14 protein-coding genes and 1 pseudogene are annotated in these 16,015 nt (G+C 60.8%); 7 read left to right on the top strand and 8 right to left on the bottom strand.

Translation table 11 applies throughout. From position 1 onward, the window contains the following. From FFS64_RS22525 to ppx, 4 genes are all read left to right on the top strand, one after another. Positions 1-561, top strand: a 561-nt coding sequence (locus FFS64_RS22525; RefSeq protein ID WP_137807233.1) for an amino acid ABC transporter permease, incomplete at its 5' end; no start/stop codon positions are given. Continuing rightward, positions 558-1,208 (top strand): amino acid ABC transporter permease, encoded by a 651-nt coding sequence (locus FFS64_RS22520; protein WP_137807232.1) that lies wholly within the window; start codon positions 558-560, stop codon positions 1,206-1,208. The genes FFS64_RS22525 and FFS64_RS22520, both read left to right, overlap by 4 nt. Further along, positions 1,195-1,932 (top strand): amino acid ABC transporter ATP-binding protein, encoded by a 738-nt coding sequence (locus FFS64_RS22515; protein WP_137807231.1) that lies wholly within the window; start codon positions 1,195-1,197, stop codon positions 1,930-1,932. The genes FFS64_RS22520 and FFS64_RS22515 overlap by 14 nt, the downstream gene beginning before the upstream one ends. Positions 1,933-2,176: 244 nt before the next feature. Then, positions 2,177-3,685, top strand: a complete 1,509-nt coding sequence (gene ppx, locus FFS64_RS22510; protein WP_137807230.1) for an exopolyphosphatase — start codon at positions 2,177-2,179, stop codon at positions 3,683-3,685. Positions 3,686-3,773: 88 nt separating this feature from the next. Here the strand turns inward: ppx and ppk1 are convergent, their stop codons facing one another. Continuing rightward, positions 3,774-5,996 carry a polyphosphate kinase 1 gene (gene ppk1 / locus FFS64_RS22505; RefSeq protein WP_137807229.1) on the bottom strand — a complete coding sequence of 741 codons (2,223 nt, stop codon included), beginning with the start codon at positions 5,994-5,996 and terminating at the stop codon, positions 3,774-3,776. 18 nt (positions 5,997-6,014) lie between these two features. Next, positions 6,015-7,028: a porphobilinogen synthase gene (hemB, locus tag FFS64_RS22500; RefSeq protein WP_137807228.1), complete on the bottom strand. Its 1,014-nt coding sequence runs from the start codon at positions 7,026-7,028 to the stop codon at positions 6,015-6,017. A 207-nt stretch (positions 7,029-7,235) separates the two neighbouring features. Between hemB and FFS64_RS22495 the strand changes: the two genes are divergently transcribed. Beyond that, a complete protein-coding gene (locus FFS64_RS22495; RefSeq protein ID WP_095196253.1) occupies positions 7,236-7,868 on the top strand; it encodes a DedA family protein in 633 nt (210 codons plus the stop codon). Here FFS64_RS22495 and FFS64_RS22490 read toward each other — a convergent pair. Continuing rightward, the gene (locus FFS64_RS22490; RefSeq protein WP_137807227.1) at positions 7,849-9,084 is read right to left on the bottom strand and encodes a sterol desaturase family protein; all 1,236 of its coding nucleotides are present in this window, start codon (positions 9,082-9,084) and stop codon (positions 7,849-7,851) included. The two genes, FFS64_RS22495 and FFS64_RS22490, sit on opposite strands and share 20 nt — an antisense overlap. Positions 9,085-9,199: 115 nt before the next feature. On the opposite strand from FFS64_RS22490, the gene elbB reads away from it, so the two are divergent. Further along, entirely contained in the window at positions 9,200-9,868 is a 669-nt protein-coding gene (elbB, locus tag FFS64_RS22485; protein ID WP_137807226.1) for an isoprenoid biosynthesis glyoxalase ElbB, read from the top strand. Between the two features lie 55 nt (positions 9,869-9,923). Here elbB and FFS64_RS22480 read toward each other — a convergent pair whose 3' ends face one another. Further along, positions 9,924-10,379: a YaiI/YqxD family protein gene (locus FFS64_RS22480; RefSeq protein ID WP_137807225.1), complete on the bottom strand. Its 456-nt coding sequence runs from the start codon at positions 10,377-10,379 to the stop codon at positions 9,924-9,926. Positions 10,380-10,484: 105 nt separating this feature from the next. Further along, complete coding sequence (locus tag FFS64_RS22475) at positions 10,485-12,380, bottom strand: FTR1 family protein (RefSeq protein WP_137807224.1); 1,896 nt, start codon at positions 12,378-12,380, stop codon at positions 10,485-10,487. A 144-nt stretch (positions 12,381-12,524) separates the two neighbouring features. Between FFS64_RS22475 and FFS64_RS22470 the strand changes: the two are divergent. Continuing rightward, positions 12,525-12,650 (top strand): annotated as a pseudogene (locus FFS64_RS22470) (integrase core domain-containing protein); the annotation flags it as partial. A 46-nt stretch (positions 12,651-12,696) separates the two neighbouring features. Here FFS64_RS22470 and FFS64_RS22465 read toward each other — a convergent pair. The 3 genes from FFS64_RS22465 to FFS64_RS22455 form a co-directional block, all read right to left on the bottom strand. Continuing rightward, entirely contained in the window at positions 12,697-13,329 is a 633-nt protein-coding gene (locus tag FFS64_RS22465; RefSeq protein ID WP_095196248.1) for a LysE family transporter, read from the bottom strand. A 152-nt stretch (positions 13,330-13,481) separates the two neighbouring features. Beyond that, complete coding sequence (locus tag FFS64_RS22460) at positions 13,482-14,063, bottom strand: mechanosensitive ion channel family protein (RefSeq protein ID WP_095196247.1); 582 nt, start codon at positions 14,061-14,063, stop codon at positions 13,482-13,484. Beyond that, positions 14,063-15,973, bottom strand: coding sequence for an ATP-binding cassette domain-containing protein (locus tag FFS64_RS22455; RefSeq protein ID WP_095196246.1), 1,911 nt, complete (start codon positions 15,971-15,973; stop codon positions 14,063-14,065). Before FFS64_RS22455 ends, FFS64_RS22460 begins: the two co-directional genes overlap by 1 nt. Positions 15,974-16,015 lie beyond the last annotated feature (42 nt).

The following is a 16,015-nucleotide window of genomic DNA, read 5'->3' as shown; positions in this document are numbered from 1 at the left end:
GGCCTGGGCATCGTCGGGGCGCTGGTGCGGGCCTGGAACATTCGCCCGTTCGCCGGAGTTTTCGCGGTGTACGTGGAATTGATCCGCAACACACCGTTTCTGGTGCAGTTGTTTTTCATCTTCTTCGGCCTGCCGTCCCTGGGCGTGCAGATCTCCGAATGGCAGGCAGCGGTGCTGGCAATGGTGATCAACCTGGGGGCTTATTCCACAGAAATCATCCGCGCCGGCATTCAGGCGATCCCCCGAGGCCAACTGGAAGCCGCCGCGGCCTTGGCGATGACGCGCTTCGAAGCCTTCCGCCATGTGGTGCTGCTGCCCGCGCTGAGCAAGGTCTGGCCGGCCCTGAGCAGCCAGATCATCATCGTCATGCTCGGCTCGGCGGTGTGTTCGCAGATCGCCACCGAAGAGTTGAGCTTCGCCGCCAACTTCATTCAATCGCGCAACTTCCGCGCCTTTGAAACCTACGCCCTGACCACGCTGCTTTACCTATGCATGGCGCTGCTTATCCGCCAATTGCTGAACTGGATCGGCCACCGTTTCATAGCGAGGAGCAGCCGATGAGCGATTTCACCTTCTGGGACATCTTGCGCAATTTGCTCACGGGCTTGCAGTGGACGCTGGCGCTGTCGTTGGTGGCATTCATTGGCGGCGGGCTGATCGGTTTGCTGATCATGGTCATGCGCATCTCGAAAAAATCCCTGCCTCGCAGCTTCGCGCGCACTTACATCGAACTGTTCCAGGGCACGCCGCTGTTGATGCAGCTGTTCCTGGTGTTCTTCGGCGTGGCGCTGGCCGGGTTGGAAATTTCGCCGTGGATGGCGGCGGCGATCGCATTGACGCTGTTCACCAGCGCTTATCTGGCGGAGATCTGGCGCGGTTGCGTCGAGTCGATCCCCAACGGCCAGTGGGAGGCCTCGTCGAGCCTGGCGCTGAACCCGCTGGAGCAACTGCGCTACGTGATCCTGCCGCAGGCCTTGCGTATCGCCGTGGCGCCAACCGTGGGTTTCTCGGTGCAAGTGGTCAAAGGCACCGCCGTGACCTCGATCATCGGCTTCACCGAGCTGACCAAGACCGGCGGCATGCTCGCCAACGCCACCTTCGAACCCTTCATGGTCTACGGCCTGGTGGCTCTCGGTTACTTCCTGCTCTGCTACCCCCTATCCCTCAGTGCGCGCTACCTGGAAAGGAGACTGCATGCCTCTGCTTAGAATTTCCGCCCTGCATAAATACTACGGCGATCACCATGTACTCAAAGGCATCGACCTGAGCGTCGAGGAAGGCCAGGTGGTAGCGATCATCGGACGCAGCGGCTCGGGCAAGTCGACCTTGCTGCGCACGCTCAACGGCCTGGAATCGATCAACGACGGCGTCATCGAGGTCGACGGCGAATACCTCGACGCCGCCCGCGCCGACCTGCGCAGCCTGCGACAGAAAGTCGGCATGGTGTTTCAGCAGTTCAATCTGTTCCCGCACCTGACCGTGGGAGAGAACGTCATGCTCGCGCCACAAGTGGTGCAAAAAGTCCCGAAAGCCCAGGCCGCCGAACGGGCACGGCAAATGCTGGAGCGGGTTGGCCTGGGCGAGAAGTTCGATGCCTTCCCCGACCGATTGTCCGGTGGGCAGCAACAGCGCGTGGCGATTGCCCGGGCCCTGGCAATGTCGCCGAAAGTGTTGCTGTGCGATGAAATCACCTCGGCTCTGGACCCGGAACTGGTCAACGAAGTGCTGAGCGTGGTTCGGCAACTGGCCAAGGAAGGCATGACATTGATCATGGTCACCCATGAAATGCGCTTTGCCCGGGAGGTTGGGGATAAGTTGGTGTTCATGCATCAAGGGCTGGTGCATGAGGTGGGGGACCCGAAAGTGTTGTTTGCCAACCCGCAGACGGCGGAGCTGGCGAACTTCATTGGAACAGTGGAAGCGGCTGTCTGAAAGATCTTCAGTGGCTGTAAGGCCGCCTTCGCGGGCAAGCCCGCTCGCACAGTGGTCGGTGTAAATCTACAATTTTGTGATCGACACAAAAACCTGTGGGAGCGGGCTTGCCCGCGAAGAGGCCAGCGTCAGCACCGCAAATCTGCCCCGCGGTAAAAGATCGCACCTTCGGCAGCTCCTACGCGTTGGCGCCAGCCTTTGATCGTGGCACGATGTCGAGGTTAACGACCGAGACCCCCTGACCATGCCGCAATCCCAAGCCAAGAATCTGTCCCTGATCGCCGCAATCGACCTGGGCTCCAACAGCTTTCACATGGTCGTGGCCAAGGCCCAGAACGGCGAAATCCGTATTCTCGAGCGTCTCGGGGAAAAGGTTCAGCTGGCCGCCGGCATCAACGAAGAGCGCCAGCTCAGCGAAGAATCCATGCAACGCGGGCTCGATTGCCTGAAGCGCTTCGCCCAACTGATCAACGGTATGCCCATGGGTGCCGTGCGGATCGTCGGCACCAACGCCCTGCGTGAAGCCCGCAACCGCGCCGAATTCATCCGCCGCGCCGAAGAGATCCTCGGCCACCCGGTGGAAGTCATCTCCGGCCGAGAAGAAGCGCGCCTGATCTACCTCGGGGTGTCCCACACCCTCGCCGACACCCCGGGCAAGCGCCTGGTGGCCGACATTGGCGGCGGCAGTACCGAGTTCATCATCGGCCAGCGCTTTGAACCGCTGCTGCGCGAAAGCCTGCAAATGGGTTGCGTGAGCTTCACCCAACGTTACTTCAAAGACGGCAAGATCACCCCGGCCCGCTACGCCCAGGCATACACGGCGGCCCGCCTGGAGATCATGAGCATCGAACACGCCCTGCATCGCCTGACCTGGGATGAAGCCATCGGCTCCTCGGGTACCATTCGCGCCATCGGCCTGGCGCTGAAGGCTGGCGGTCATGGTGCCGGCGAAGTGAATGCCGAAGGGCTGGCCTGGCTCAAGCGCAAGCTGATCAAACTTGGCGATGTCGAGAAAATCGACTTCGAAGGCATCAAGCCTGACCGCCGGGCGATTTTCCCGGCGGGCCTGGCGATTCTCGAAGCCATCTTCGACTCCCTCGAACTGCAGCGCATGGACCACTGCGAAGGTGCTCTGCGCGAAGGTGTACTCTACGACCTGCTGGGCCGACATCACCATGAAGACGTGCGCGAACGCACCCTCAGCTCGCTGATGGAGCGTTACCACGTCGACCTGGAACAAGCCGCCCGGGTGGAACGCAAAGCCCTGCACGCCTTCGATCAGGTGGCCAGGGATTGGGATCTGGAAGATGAAGACGGCGTCTGGCGCGAACGGCTGGGCTGGGCGGCCAAGGTCCATGAAGTGGGCCTGGACATCGCTCACTATCAGTACCACAAGCACGGCGCCTACCTGATCGAGCACTCGGACCTCGCCGGCTTCTCCCGTGAAGACCAGCTGATGCTCGCGCTGCTGGTGCGCGGCCACCGCCGCAACATTCCCAAGGACAAGTTCGCCGAATTCGACGAAGACGGCATCAAGCTGATTCGCCTGTGCGTGTTGCTGCGCTTCGCGATCCTGTTCCACCACATCCGCGGCACCCAGCAAATGCCTCAGGTGGAACTGAATGCCCATGGCAACAGCCTGGAAGTGGTGTTCCCGGAAAACTGGCTGGACGAGAACCAGCTGACCCAGGCCGACTTCGCCAACGAAGCGGAATGGCTGACCCGCGTCGACATCGTGCTGAACGTGCGCTGAAACTGAAAAAGGCCTTCTATCGAAGGCCTTTTTTTGTGCGTGCGATTCATATGGGAGCGAGCCTGCTCGCTCCCACAGGTTCCTTGCGTTAGCGAACTGTGAGGATCGGACTACCCAACCGTTCCAGCAAAGTAGCCTGGGCGCTGCGCGGGTTCTGGTTGCCGGTCGGCGTGTTGCGGATGTAGCGACCGTCCGACTGCAGACTCCAGCTGTGGGTGTTATCGGTGAGATACAGCTCCAGCTCTTTCTTGACCCGCATGATCAGCTTCTTGCCCTCTACCGGGAAGCAAGTCTCGACGCGCTTGTCGAGGTTGCGCTCCATCCAGTCGGCACTGGAAAGGAACATCTGCTCCTCGCCGCCATTGAGGAAGTAGAAGACCCGGGTGTGTTCCAGGAAGCGACCGATGATCGAGCGCACATGGATGTTGTGGGAAACCCCGGCAATGCCCGGCCGCAGGCAGCACATGCCACGCACCACGAGGTCGATGCGCACGCCCGACTGACTGGCCTTGTACAACGCACGGATGATCTTCGGATCGGTCAATGAGTTGAACTTGGCGATGATGTGCGCCGGCTTGCCGTCGAGGGCGAACTGGGTCTCGCGGGCAATCATGTCGAGCATGCCCTTCTTCAGGGTGAACGGCGCGTGCAGCAGCTTCTTCATGCGCAGCGTCTTGCCCATGCCGATCAACTGGCTGAACAGTTTGCCGAGGTCTTCGCACAAGGCGTCATCGGAAGTCAGCAGGCTGTAGTCGGTGTACAGGCGGGCGTTCCCGGCGTGGTAGTTGCCCGTGCCCAAGTGCGCGTAACGCACAATCTCACCGGCCTCGCGACGCAGGATCAGCATCATCTTGGCGTGGGTCTTGAAGCCGACCACGCCGTAGATCACCACTGCACCGGCGGCTTGCAGACGGCTGGCCAGTTGCAGGTTGGACTCCTCATCGAACCGCGCGCGCAATTCGATCACCGCGGTGACTTCCTTGCCGTTTCGCGCCGCATCCACCAGCGCATCGACGATTTCCGAGTTGGCGCCGGAGCGGTACAGGGTTTGGCGCACCGCCAGAACGTGCGGGTCCTTGGCGGCCTGGCGCAGCAGGTCGACCACCGGGGTGAACGACTCGAACGGGTGCAGCAACAGAATGTCCTGCTTGCTGATCACGCTGAAAATGTTTTCGCTGTTCTGCAGCAGTTTTGGAATCTGCGGGGTGAACGGCGTGTATTGCAGCTCGCGCTGGCTGTCGAGGCCAGTGATGCTGAACAGCCGCGTCAGGTTCACCGGGCCGTTGACCTGATACAGCTCGGTCTCGCTCAGGTTGAATTGCTTGAGCAGGTAATCGGACAGGTGTTTCGGGCACGTATCGGCCACTTCCAGACGCACCGCGTCACCGTAGCGACGGGAGAACAACTCGCCGCGCAGGGCGCGGGCCAGGTCTTCGACGTCCTCGGAGTCCAGCGCCAGGTCGGCGTTTCGGGTCAGGCGGAACTGGTAGCAGCCTTTTACCTTCATGCCCTGGAACAGGTCGTCGGCGTGAGCATGGATCATCGACGACAGGAACACGTAGTTGTCGCCAGCGCCGCCGACTTCTTCCGGCACTTTGATGATCCGCGGCAGCAAGCGCGGCGCCGGGATAATCGCCAGACCGGAATCGCGACCGAAGGCGTCGATACCCTCCAGTTCGACGATGAAGTTCAGGCTCTTGTTCACCAGCAGCGGGAACGGGTGCGTCGGGTCGAGGCCGATCGGGGTGATGATCGGGGCGATTTCATCGCGGAAATACCGGCGGACCCAGGTTTTGAGCTTGGTCGTCCAATGGCGGCGACGGATGAAGCGGACCTGATGTTTTTCCAGCTCCGGCAGCAGAATATCGTTGAGGATCGCGTACTGACGGTCAACGTGACCGTGCACCAGTTCGCTGATGCGGGCCAGTGCCTGGTGCGGTTGCAGGCCGTCTGCGCCGGCCTGTTCACGGGCGAAGGTGATCTGCTTCTTGAGGCCGGCGACACGAATCTCGAAGAACTCGTCCAGGTTGCTGGAGAAAATCAGCAGGAACTTCAGGCGTTCCAGCAACGGGTAAGACTCGTCCAGCGCCTGCTCCAGCACGCGGATGTTGAACTGCAGTTGCGAGAGCTCGCGATGGATGTACAGGCTGCTGTCATCCAGGCCGGGAATGGCAATCGCCGGCGCCGCCAGCGCGGGTTCGGTCACCACCGCGAGTGGAGCAGGCTCCAGCTCCGGCGGGGTTTCGGCGATTTGCTCGACCACGGGTTGAGCGTCTTGTACGGCAACTTCAGTGAGTCCTTCGGTATTCATCGAATGTTCCTGGGAGGGCTATTTCTGCTCTCGTAACAATTGAGCTGCACGAACGGCAAAGTAGGTCAGGATGCCATCAGCGCCTGCACGTTTAAAAGCGGTCAGGGATTCGAGGATAACCCCTTCGCTCAACCAGCCATTCTGGATCGCTGCCATGTGCATGGCGTATTCGCCGCTGACTTGATAAACAAAAGTCGGCACTTTGAATTCTTCTTTGACCCGGTAGAGGATGTCCAGATACGGCATGCCTGGCTTGACCATGACCATGTCCGCACCTTCTGACAAGTCAGCCGCCACTTCGTGCAGGGCTTCGTTGCTGTTGGCCGGGTCCATCTGATAGGAGGCTTTGTTGGCCTTGCCCAGGTTCAGTGCCGAACCGACCGCATCGCGGAACGGGCCGTAATAGGCACTGGCGTATTTCGCCGAGTAAGCCATGATCCGCACGTTGACGTGACCGGCCAGTTCGAGGGCTTCACGGATCGCCTGGATGCGGCCATCCATCATGTCCGACGGCGCAACGACCTGAGCGCCGGCTTCGGCATGGGACAGGGCTTGCTTGACCAGCGCGTCAACGGTGATGTCGTTCTGCACATAGCCTTCTTCATCGAGAATGCCGTCCTGTCCGTGGGTGGTGAACGGGTCCAGCGCGACGTCGGTGATCACACCCAGCTCAGGAAATTGGGCGCGCAGGGCACGGGTGGCACGCTGGGCAATACCCTCGGGGTTCCAGGCTTCGGCGGCATCCAGCGACTTGAGTTCCGGTGGCGTCACCGGGAACAGCGCCAGCGCTGGAATCCCCAGCTCGACCCACTTGGCCGCTTCTTCCAGCAACAGATCGATGGTCAGGCGTTCGACACCCGGCATCGAAGCCACCGCTTCACGACGGTTTTCACCGTCGAGCACGAACACCGGCAGGATCAGGTCATCGACAGTCAACACATTTTCACGGACCAGTCGACGCGAGAAATCGTCACGACGGTTGCGACGCAGACGGGTTGCAGGGAACAAACGGTGGGCAGGGGTAAAACTCACGGCAGACTCCTGAGCCCGCGCAGACGGGCGAGCGTGACAGTTATAAGCGGCCATTATGACGAACACATTACAGTTGTGCGCACCCTGTGACACGTAGCCGCATTCCATTGTCCTTGTAGGAAATGTTCACGTCGAGACACATTTGGACACTTTCCTGAATGTGTACGAAGGGTTAGGCTGCGCGTTCATTTCGCCAGCACCCAGACAATGCTCCAACAATTTCTGCATGACTTCGGCTACTTTGCCCTGTTTCTCGGCACGTTCTTCGAAGGCGAAACCATTCTGGTACTCGCAGGCTTCCTCGCGTTCCGTGGATACATGGACATCAACCTGGTGGTGGTCGTGGCGTTCTTCGGCAGTTATGCCGGCGATCAGCTGTGGTACTTCCTGGGACGCAAGCACGGGCGCAAGTTGCTGGCGCGCAAACCCCGCTGGCAACTGATGGGTGACCGGGCGCTGGAACATATCCGCAAGCACCCGGACATCTGGGTCTTGAGCTTCCGCTTTGTCTATGGCCTGCGTACGGTAATGCCGGTGGCGATCGGCCTGTCAGGCTATCCACCGGGCCGTTATCTGCTGCTCAACGGCATTGGCGCAGCGATCTGGGCCACCGCGCTGGCGGCGGCGGCGTACCACTTCGGTGCGGTACTCGAAGGCATGCTTGGCAGCATCAAGAAGTACGAGCTGTGGGTACTCGGCGGCTTGCTGGTCCTGGGCCTGGGCCTTTGGCTGCGCCGACGCTTCAAGAATGCGCGTCTGGCCAAACAGGTCTATGCCGATGAACAGGCCCTGAAAGCTGAACGCGCCAGTACTGGCGATCCTAAGACGCCAGCCGAGTAAAACGGTTTCTACACCAATAGAGACCGATACCACTGAGCAGGCTGTAACTGAGCAGGCCGACCCAGCCCACCGCGCTGGCCGGCCATAGCCCCACCACCGGCGCCAGCCACACCAGCGGCACATTCGCCGCCAATCGCAGCAGCTCCAGCTTCAACGCCCACGGGCGATTCTCCAGGGCCACGCCCAGCACGAACAACCCCAGCGCCAACGCGCCCCAGCCCAGCACCAGCGCGGAAACCGACAGCTGTGGCTCCAGATTCATCAAGTAGCTGCCCAACGCGATGTAAACGCAGAACTGCAACGCCACGTACCACAGCTGACGCCCATCCAGTGGCACTTCGAATTTGCGGAACTGACTCAAGTCCGGTTTGCTCATCGGGTATTTGGCTGCCACATCCGCCGGTCGCCAGCCGGTGCGCATGAACCAGATCCGCAGCTTGTCCCAGGTGCTTTCGGCACGCCGCGCATCCGCCCACAACTGCGCGTAGAACTGCACGTTCGCCCATAACGGGTTCCAGCTCGCCAGTGGGGTGGTCACGCCGAAAATCACCGGTTCATTGTCGTCTTCTTCCTGGAACGAGCCGAACAGACGGTCCCAAATAATGAACACCCCGCCGTAGTTGCGATCCATGTAGAGAGCGTTCTGTGCATGGTGGGCCCGATGATTGGATGGCGTGACAAAGAACCACTCGAACCAGCCGAGCTTGGGAATGTGCCGGGTATGCACCCAGAACTGGTACAGCAGGTTCAGCGCGGCGACACTGATGAACACCGCCAATGGCACGCCGGCCACGGCCATGGGCAGGTAGAAGATCCAGCTCAACAGAAAACCGGTGCTGGTCTGGCGCAGTGCGGTGGAGAGGTTGTAATCCTCGCTCTGGTGATGCACCAAATGCGCGGCCCAGAGAATGTTGCGCTCGTGGCCCATGCGGTGCAGCCAGTAGTAGCAAAAATCATAAAAGACAAAGGCGAACACCCAGACCCAGACGCTGTCAGCCGAGAGTTCGAACAGCGCCAGGTGTTTGAGGGCAAAGGCGTAGGTGACTAGACCCACACCCTTGGTCAACAGGCCCGTGGTGGTCGACAGCACGCCGGTGCTGATGCTGTTGATCGCATCCGCCACCCGATAGTTGCTGACCCCGCGCCAACGGTCGGCCAGCAGTTCGACGGCAATCAGCACAAAGAAAAACGGCACCGCATACAAAATGAAGTCCATGACGCGCCCTGATCGGAATCTGTAGGACAGATCCTATGTTTAGCCGCGAATTAACCCTATGGCAACGAGTGACAAATTAGTGGACATTTAACGCCATGAATCTGGAGAAAAGCCCATGAGCAAAAAAGTTGCAGTGATCCTTTCCGGTTGTGGTGTGTACGACGGCGCCGAGATCTACGAAAGCGTGATTACCCTGCTGCGTCTGGACCAGCGTGGCGCGCAGGTGCAATGTTTCGCACCGAATATTGCGCAGTTGCACGTGATCAATCACCTGACCGGCGAAGAAATGCCCGAGTCGCGCAATGTGCTGGTGGAGTCGGCGCGTATTGCCCGCGGCGAGATCAAGGACATCCGCGAAGCAGACGCTGAAGAATTCGATGCGCTGATCATTCCCGGCGGTTTCGGATCGGCCAAGAACCTCTCCAACTTCGCCGTCGAAGGCACCGGCTGCACCGTGCAACCGGATGTCCTGGCCTTGACCGAAGCCTTTGCCGAGGCCGGCAAACCGGTTGGCCTGATCTGCATCTCGCCAGCCCTGGCGGCGAAGATCTACGGTCCGGGCGTGACCTGCACCATCGGTAATGACGCCGACACTGCAGCTGCGTTGAACAAGATGGGCGCCACTCACAAAGAGTGTGGGGTGAGCGACATCGTCGAAGACAAGGCGCGCAAACTGGTAAGCACCCCGGCGTACATGCTGGCTCAATCGATCAGTGAAGCCGCGTCAGGCATCAACAAACTGGTCGACCGCGTACTCGAACTGACCCACGAAAACGACGCCTGACACTAATCTAAGGGGGGAGCGAGCAAGCCCGCTCCCACAGGGTTCTTGGCATAGCTCAGGGTTTGCGGTTCAGCCTGGTCAAAATCCGATCCAGCGCATTGGCAAACGCCTGCTTCTCGCGCTCGCCAAACGGCGCCGGTCCGCCACTCATCTGCCCTTGTTCTCGTAAGTCGGTGAACAGGTTGCGCACCGCCAGCCGGTCGCCCATGTTCTGTGCATCGAACTCCTTGCCCCGGGGGTCCAGCGCCGCAACGCCCTTTTTCACCAGCCGGTCGGCCAGCGGCACATCGCTGCAGATCACCAGCTCTCCCGGCACTGCGTGTTCCACCAGGTAGTCGTCGGCGGCATCCGGTCCGCTCGGCACCACGATCAGCTTTACCAGCGCCAGGCCCGGTTTGCTCTGCGGCTGGCCGGCCACCAGCACCACTTCGAACTGGCGCTTGAGGGCGAATTTCACCACCAGATCCTTGGCCGCCCGGGGGCAGGCGTCGGCATCGATCCAGACACGCATCAGGTTTTCCTCTCTAAAAAGCTTCGCGAGCAGGCTCGCTCCCACAGGTTATACACAATCCTGTGGGAGCGAGCCTGCTCGCGAATGTGAGCGAAGCCAATGCTGTTAAGCGGTAACCCGCTGCTTCTGGGCCACACGACTGCGGCCATACAGCACAATGATCGCAAGGATCGCCACCGCCTGCGCACTCAGCGAATAAGCATCCGCATGAATCCCCAGCCAGTCGAAATCAAAGAACGGCACCGGTCGCGTTCCGAAGATCCCGGCTTCCTGCAGCGCCTTCACGCCATGCCCGGCGAACACCACCGACAATGCGCACAGCAGGCCGGCGTTAATGCTGAAGAACAACGTCAACGGCAATTTCGCCGAGCCGCGCAGGATCACCCACGCCAACCCCACCAACAGCACCAGCGCCGTCGCACCGCCGGCCAGCACCGCGTCGTGGCCCGCAGGACCAGCCTGCAACCACAGGGTTTCGTAAAACAGAATCACTTCAAACAGCTCGCGATACACCGAGAAGAACGCCAGGATCGCAAAACCGAAACGCCCACCGCCGCCCACCAGGCTGCTCTTGATGTAATCCTGCCAGGCTGCGGCATGGCGACGGTCGTGCATCCACACGCCCAGCCACAGCACCATGACGCTGGCGAACAACGCCGTCGCGCCTTCCAGCAATTCACGCTGTGAACCACTGACATCGATCACATAGGCCGCCAGCGCCCAGGTCCCCAGGCCGGCCAGCAGCGCCAGGCCCCAACCGACGTTGACACTGCGCACCGCCGATTGCTGGCCGGTGTTACGCAGGAAGGCGAGGATCGCAGCCAGTACCAAAATCGCTTCCAGCCCTTCGCGCAACAGAATCAACAGGCCGGAAATGTAGCTCAGGGACCCGCTCAAACCATCGCTGCCCAACAGGCCGGCAGAGGTCTTCAATTTAGCCTTGGCCGCCTCCAGACGCTGCTCGACTTGCTCCAGCGGCAAACCATCCTGCAACGACTGACGGTAGGCCATCAGCGATTTTTCCGTGTCTTTGCGCACGTTGGCGTCGACGTTATCCAGGGAGCTTTCGACCAGTTCGAAGCCTTCCAGGTACGCCGCCACCGACAAGTCATACGCCTGATCGTGGTCACCGGCACGGTAGGCCGCGACGCTCTTGTCCAGCGTCGCCGCTGTGTAGTCGAGCAACTGCGCCGGGCCACGCTGGACCTGTGGCGGCTGCGCCCGTTGTGCGCGGAAGGTCGCCGCGGCTTGCGAGCCATCGGCGGCCTGTACTTCGGCCGGAGTCTGACGGGCCAGATCGGCAATGTTGTAGACCTTGTCGTTACCGGTGGTCGTCGGATCAGCGCTGAAACTGGCGATATAAGTGGCCAGGTCCCAACGCTGACGATCGTCCAGCTGATCGGCGAAGGCTGGCATGTCGGTGCCTTCAACTCCGAGGCCCAGGGTGTTGTAGATCGCGTAGAGGCTCAGGTGATCCAGGCGTGCGTGATCGCGCAAGTTGGCCGGAGGCGGTGTCAGACCGACGCCCGCCGGGCCATCACCCGCCCCGACATCACCGTGACACACTGAACAGTGCTGTGCGTACAGCGGTGCGCCTCGGGTCGGGTCCGGGGTAATGATCGGCGCCTGGCTGACTTCATAGGCCACGGCCAGTTTCGCACCGAGTTGCCGCGCCTGACGGGCAACATCTACGCCATCCTGACGCGCAGCGATCGCATTGCGCAGCGTGTTGATGCCCTTTTCCAGACCGGCCTTTTCCGGATTGGCCGGCATGGCGGCCACCATGCCTTGCAGCACTTGGACGAATTCCAGTTGCTCGCGGTACTCGGACTCGTTGACGACCTTGCCTGCTTGCACTGCTTGCGGGTAATCCGCGCCGATATAGTCGAGTAAATGCAGGGCTTGCGGAGCGCCTTCCACCGTGTCGGCCAGCAGATTGAAACTGCATAGGGCGAACACCGGCGCTATCAGCCAGGCCAGGAAACGGGACGGGGCAGTCATGAATGGATCTCAATTGGAAACAAGAAGTAACATATTGTTCCCTCCCAATGACTTTCACTCAAGCTTTGTTGTGGATTGCGTATCACTCCCGCCTTCCAGGCGAACCACCAAAGCGCCAGTGGATCATCGAATTACAAGTTATCGCTGCATCGTCCCAAGGATTTTGATGTCATCCGGATGGTGGACGAGTCGGTGCAGATCTATAACAACGAGCGACCACATCTGTCGCTGAAATACAAAACGCCCGATGCGGTGCATCGGGCGCTTTGAGAGTGAAACAGGTGTAAACCTGTTTCAGGATCAGACACTGAAGGTTTTACACGGCAACTTTGCGCAACGTCGCCATAAACGCCGCCGCACCAATGAACAGCCCGGCAAACGTGCGGTTCATGCGTCTCTGCTGTTTGGGCGTGCGCAACATGCGCAGCACTTTGGACGCCAGGCCAGTGTAGCCAGCCATGACAATCAGATCGACGAAGATCATGGTCACACCAATGATCACGTACTGGATCAGCAGTGGCGCATGCGGGTCGATGAACTGCGGCAACACCGCGAGCATGAAGACCAGCGCCTTGGGGTTGCTGATGTTCACCAGAAAACCCCGGAACACCAAGGCCATCGGCTTGCCGATCTGGCGGATGGCCGCGTCATCGCTCATATCGCTGGGCAGCGCACGCCATTGCTTGATCGCGAGATAGACCAGGTACGCCACACCGAACCATTTGATCGCATAGAAAGCGGTGGCCGACGCTGTGAGAATCGCCCCCACACCGGCACCGACAATGGCAATTTGCACTGCAAGGCCCAATTGCAGGCCCAACGCGTTCCAGTAACCCCGCCAGAAACCGTATTGCAGACCGCTGGACATCGACGCAATGGCGCCGGCGCCAGGAGACAAACTGATCACCCAACAGGCGGCAAAGAACGCCAGCCATGTTTGAAGCTCCATCGCACACCTCGACTCAGACTCGTGACAGACATCTAAGCTAATGCGGCTTTGGGCTGATGACTACCGATTTTTTGCCGGATGTTGCGGTTGCCGACCAGCGTTGCCGGCTTGATGGCCTGCTCGCGAAGGCGGTCTGTCAGGCAACAGAAGGCTTACTTTTCGAACCCGCTCGAAGGAAACACATCAGTTCCACGCCAACGTCGCACCGAACGCTGGAAGAACAGGCTGTTAGGCACTTGCACCATGGCACTGCCGGTCCCGAGTTCTTCGGCCTCGATCAGCGTGGTGTACAGCAGGTTGATCGCCACGACCCGGCCTTTAACGCCAGGCTTGTCGGTGGTGTCCACCAGTTCGACCACATCGCCGAGACGGAACGGGCCGACGGTAAAGATCAGGATCGCGCAGAGCAGATTGGAGAGCACGCTCCACATGGCGAAAAACGCCACCGCAGCGACCGCGACAAACCCGGACAATGCCGTCCAGAGCACCGTGGCTGACACTCCGAGGCGCTCCAGCACGAAAATCAGCGCGCTGCCCATGATCAGCCAGCGCAAACCGCCGCGCAGCGGCATCAGCAATTGCGGCGGAAACGGGTAGCGCTCGCCCAGTCGGGTCAGGCACTTGGCGACAAAACGCTGGGCAATGTAACCGGCCAGCAGAATCAGCAGGATTTGCACGCCGAGCCAGATCGGCTCGGCCCACATCGGCGGCAGGGGCAACTTGAAGGCGTCCATCAGGACAGCGCCTCCAACTCCGCCTGCATGCTTTCCAGCAGTTCCAGGGCTTCCATCCAGGCCTCTTCCAGTTCTGCCTCACGCACCTTCAACCTGGCCTGTTCGGCCAGCAGATCACGCAACTCGTTCTTGCGCGCCGGTTCGTAGATATCGCTGTCGCCGAGGCTGACATCGATTTTCGCCAGCTTCTCGTGCAGCTTGCCCAATTCGGCCTCAAGCTTTTCCGCTTCGCGCTTGTGGGGAGCCAGTTGCTGGCGCAGGGCAGCCGCGGCCTGACGCTGGGCCTTCTTGTCGGTCTTGTCCGGGTTGACCGGGGTGTTGCTGACCGGCGCATTGCGCTGACGGTAGTCCACCAGCCAACGGGTGTAGTCTTCGAGGTCGCCGTCGAACTCTTCGACCTTGCCGTCCGCCACCAGAAAGAAGTTATCGGTGGTGCTCTTGAGCAGGTGGCGGTCGTGGGAGACCACCAGAACCGCACCGCTGAATTCCTGCAAGGCCATGGTCAGCGCCAGGCGCATTTCCAGGTCCAGGTGGTTGGTCGGTTCGTCGAGCAGCAACAGGTTCGGCCGGTCCCAGGCGATCAACGCCAGCGCCAGTCGCGCCTTCTCGCCACCGGAGAAATTCAACACCGGTTCGTCGATCCGCGCACCGCGGAAGTCGAAACCGCCGAGGAAGTCGCGCAGGGTCTGTTCGCGCTCGGTCGGCGCCAGTCGCTGCAAGTGCAGCAACGGGCTGGCCTTGGCATCCAGGGAGTCGAGCTGATGCTGGGCGAAGTAGCCCACCACGGTGTTCTCGCCACGGGTCAAACGGCCCGCCAGCGGTTCCAGCTCACCGGCAAGGTTCTTGATCAGGGTCGATTTACCGGCACCGTTGGGACCGAGCAAACCGATTCGCGCGCCGGGGGTCAGTTGCAGCTTGACCTTCTCCAGCACGGTTTTCTCGCCGTAGCCCAGGCGGGCATCGGACAGGTCAATCAGCGGGCTGGAAATTTTCTGCGATTCGCGGAAGACGAAATCGAACGGCGAGTCGACGTGGGCCGCGGTCAGCTCTTCCATCCGCTCCAGCGCCTTGATCCGGCTCTGGGCCTGGCGGGCCTTGGTCGCCTGGGCCTTGAAGCGGGCGATGTAGCTTTCCATGTGCGCACGTTGCGCCTGCTGCTTCTCGTAGGCCTGCTGTTGCTGGGCCAGGCGTTCGGCGCGGGCACGCTCGAAAGCGCTGTAGCCACCGCGATACAGGGTGATCTTGCGCTGATCGACGTGGGCCACGTGATCGACCACGGCATCGAGGAAGTCGCGGTCGTGGGAGATCAGCATCAAGGTGCCGGGGTAGCTCTTGAGCCATTCTTCGAGCCAGATGATGGCGTCGAGGTCCAAGTGGTTGGTCGGTTCATCGAGCAGCAGCAGGTCGGAGGGACACATCAACGCCTGGGCCAGGTTCAGACGCATCCGCCAGCCACCGGAGAAATCCCCGACCTGGCGATCCATTTGCTCGTTGGTGAACCCCAGTCCGGCCAGCAGCTTGCGCGCACGAGCGTCAGCGGTATAGCCATCGGCACTGTCGAGCTCCGAGTGCAGACGGGCCTGTGCGGCACCGTCGTGGGCCGCTTCGGCAGCCGCCAGATCGCGTTGCACCTGACGCAGGCGCAGGTCGCCATCGAGCACGTAGTCGACCGCCAGGCGTTCGAGCGTGTCGACCTCCTGACGCATGTGGGCGATACGCCAGTCGGCCGGCAGGAAGCAATCGCCCGAATCCGGGTGCAGTTCACCCCGAAGCAAGGCGAACAGGCTCGATTTGCCGGCGCCGTTGGCACCGATGAGGCCGGCTTTCTGGCCGGCGTGCAGGGTCAGCTCGGCGTCTTCTAGCAGACGTTGCGGGCCACGCTGTAAAGTCAGGTTCTGAAGTCGAATCATAATGGCGGCGGAGTCTACCAGCTTCGCTCGCAACTGGCGCGA

The organism is Pseudomonas sp. G(2018), assembly GCF_005502415.1.
Lineage (GTDB): Bacteria > Pseudomonadota > Gammaproteobacteria > Pseudomonadales > Pseudomonadaceae > Aquipseudomonas.
This window is presented reverse-complemented; position numbering and strand designations above follow the sequence as displayed.

Excerpts from the sequence above, each read along its gene's own strand:
- FFS64_RS22475 (WP_137807224.1), bottom strand. The coding sequence starts at position 12,380 with ATGACTGCCCCGTCCCGTTTCCTGGCCTGGCTGATAGCGCCGGTGTTC.
- ppk1 (WP_137807229.1), bottom strand. The coding sequence starts at position 5,996 with ATGAATACCGAAGGACTCACTGAAGTTGCCGTACAAGACGCTCAACCC.
- FFS64_RS22460 (WP_095196247.1), bottom strand. The coding sequence starts at position 14,063 with ATGGACGCCTTCAAGTTGCCCCTGCCGCCGATGTGGGCCGAGCCGATC.
- FFS64_RS22520 (WP_137807232.1), top strand. The coding sequence starts at position 558 with ATGAGCGATTTCACCTTCTGGGACATCTTGCGCAATTTGCTCACGGGC.
- FFS64_RS22490 (WP_137807227.1), bottom strand. The coding sequence starts at position 9,084 with ATGGACTTCATTTTGTATGCGGTGCCGTTTTTCTTTGTGCTGATTGCC.
- FFS64_RS22495 (WP_095196253.1), top strand. The coding sequence starts at position 7,236 with ATGCTCCAACAATTTCTGCATGACTTCGGCTACTTTGCCCTGTTTCTC.
- elbB (WP_137807226.1), top strand. The coding sequence starts at position 9,200 with ATGAGCAAAAAAGTTGCAGTGATCCTTTCCGGTTGTGGTGTGTACGAC.
- ppx (WP_137807230.1), top strand. The coding sequence starts at position 2,177 with ATGCCGCAATCCCAAGCCAAGAATCTGTCCCTGATCGCCGCAATCGAC.
- FFS64_RS22455 (WP_095196246.1), bottom strand. The coding sequence starts at position 15,973 with ATGATTCGACTTCAGAACCTGACTTTACAGCGTGGCCCGCAACGTCTG.
- FFS64_RS22515 (WP_137807231.1), top strand. The coding sequence starts at position 1,195 with ATGCCTCTGCTTAGAATTTCCGCCCTGCATAAATACTACGGCGATCAC.
- FFS64_RS22480 (WP_137807225.1), bottom strand. The coding sequence starts at position 10,379 with ATGCGTGTCTGGATCGATGCCGACGCCTGCCCCCGGGCGGCCAAGGAT.
- FFS64_RS22465 (WP_095196248.1), bottom strand. The coding sequence starts at position 13,329 with ATGGAGCTTCAAACATGGCTGGCGTTCTTTGCCGCCTGTTGGGTGATC.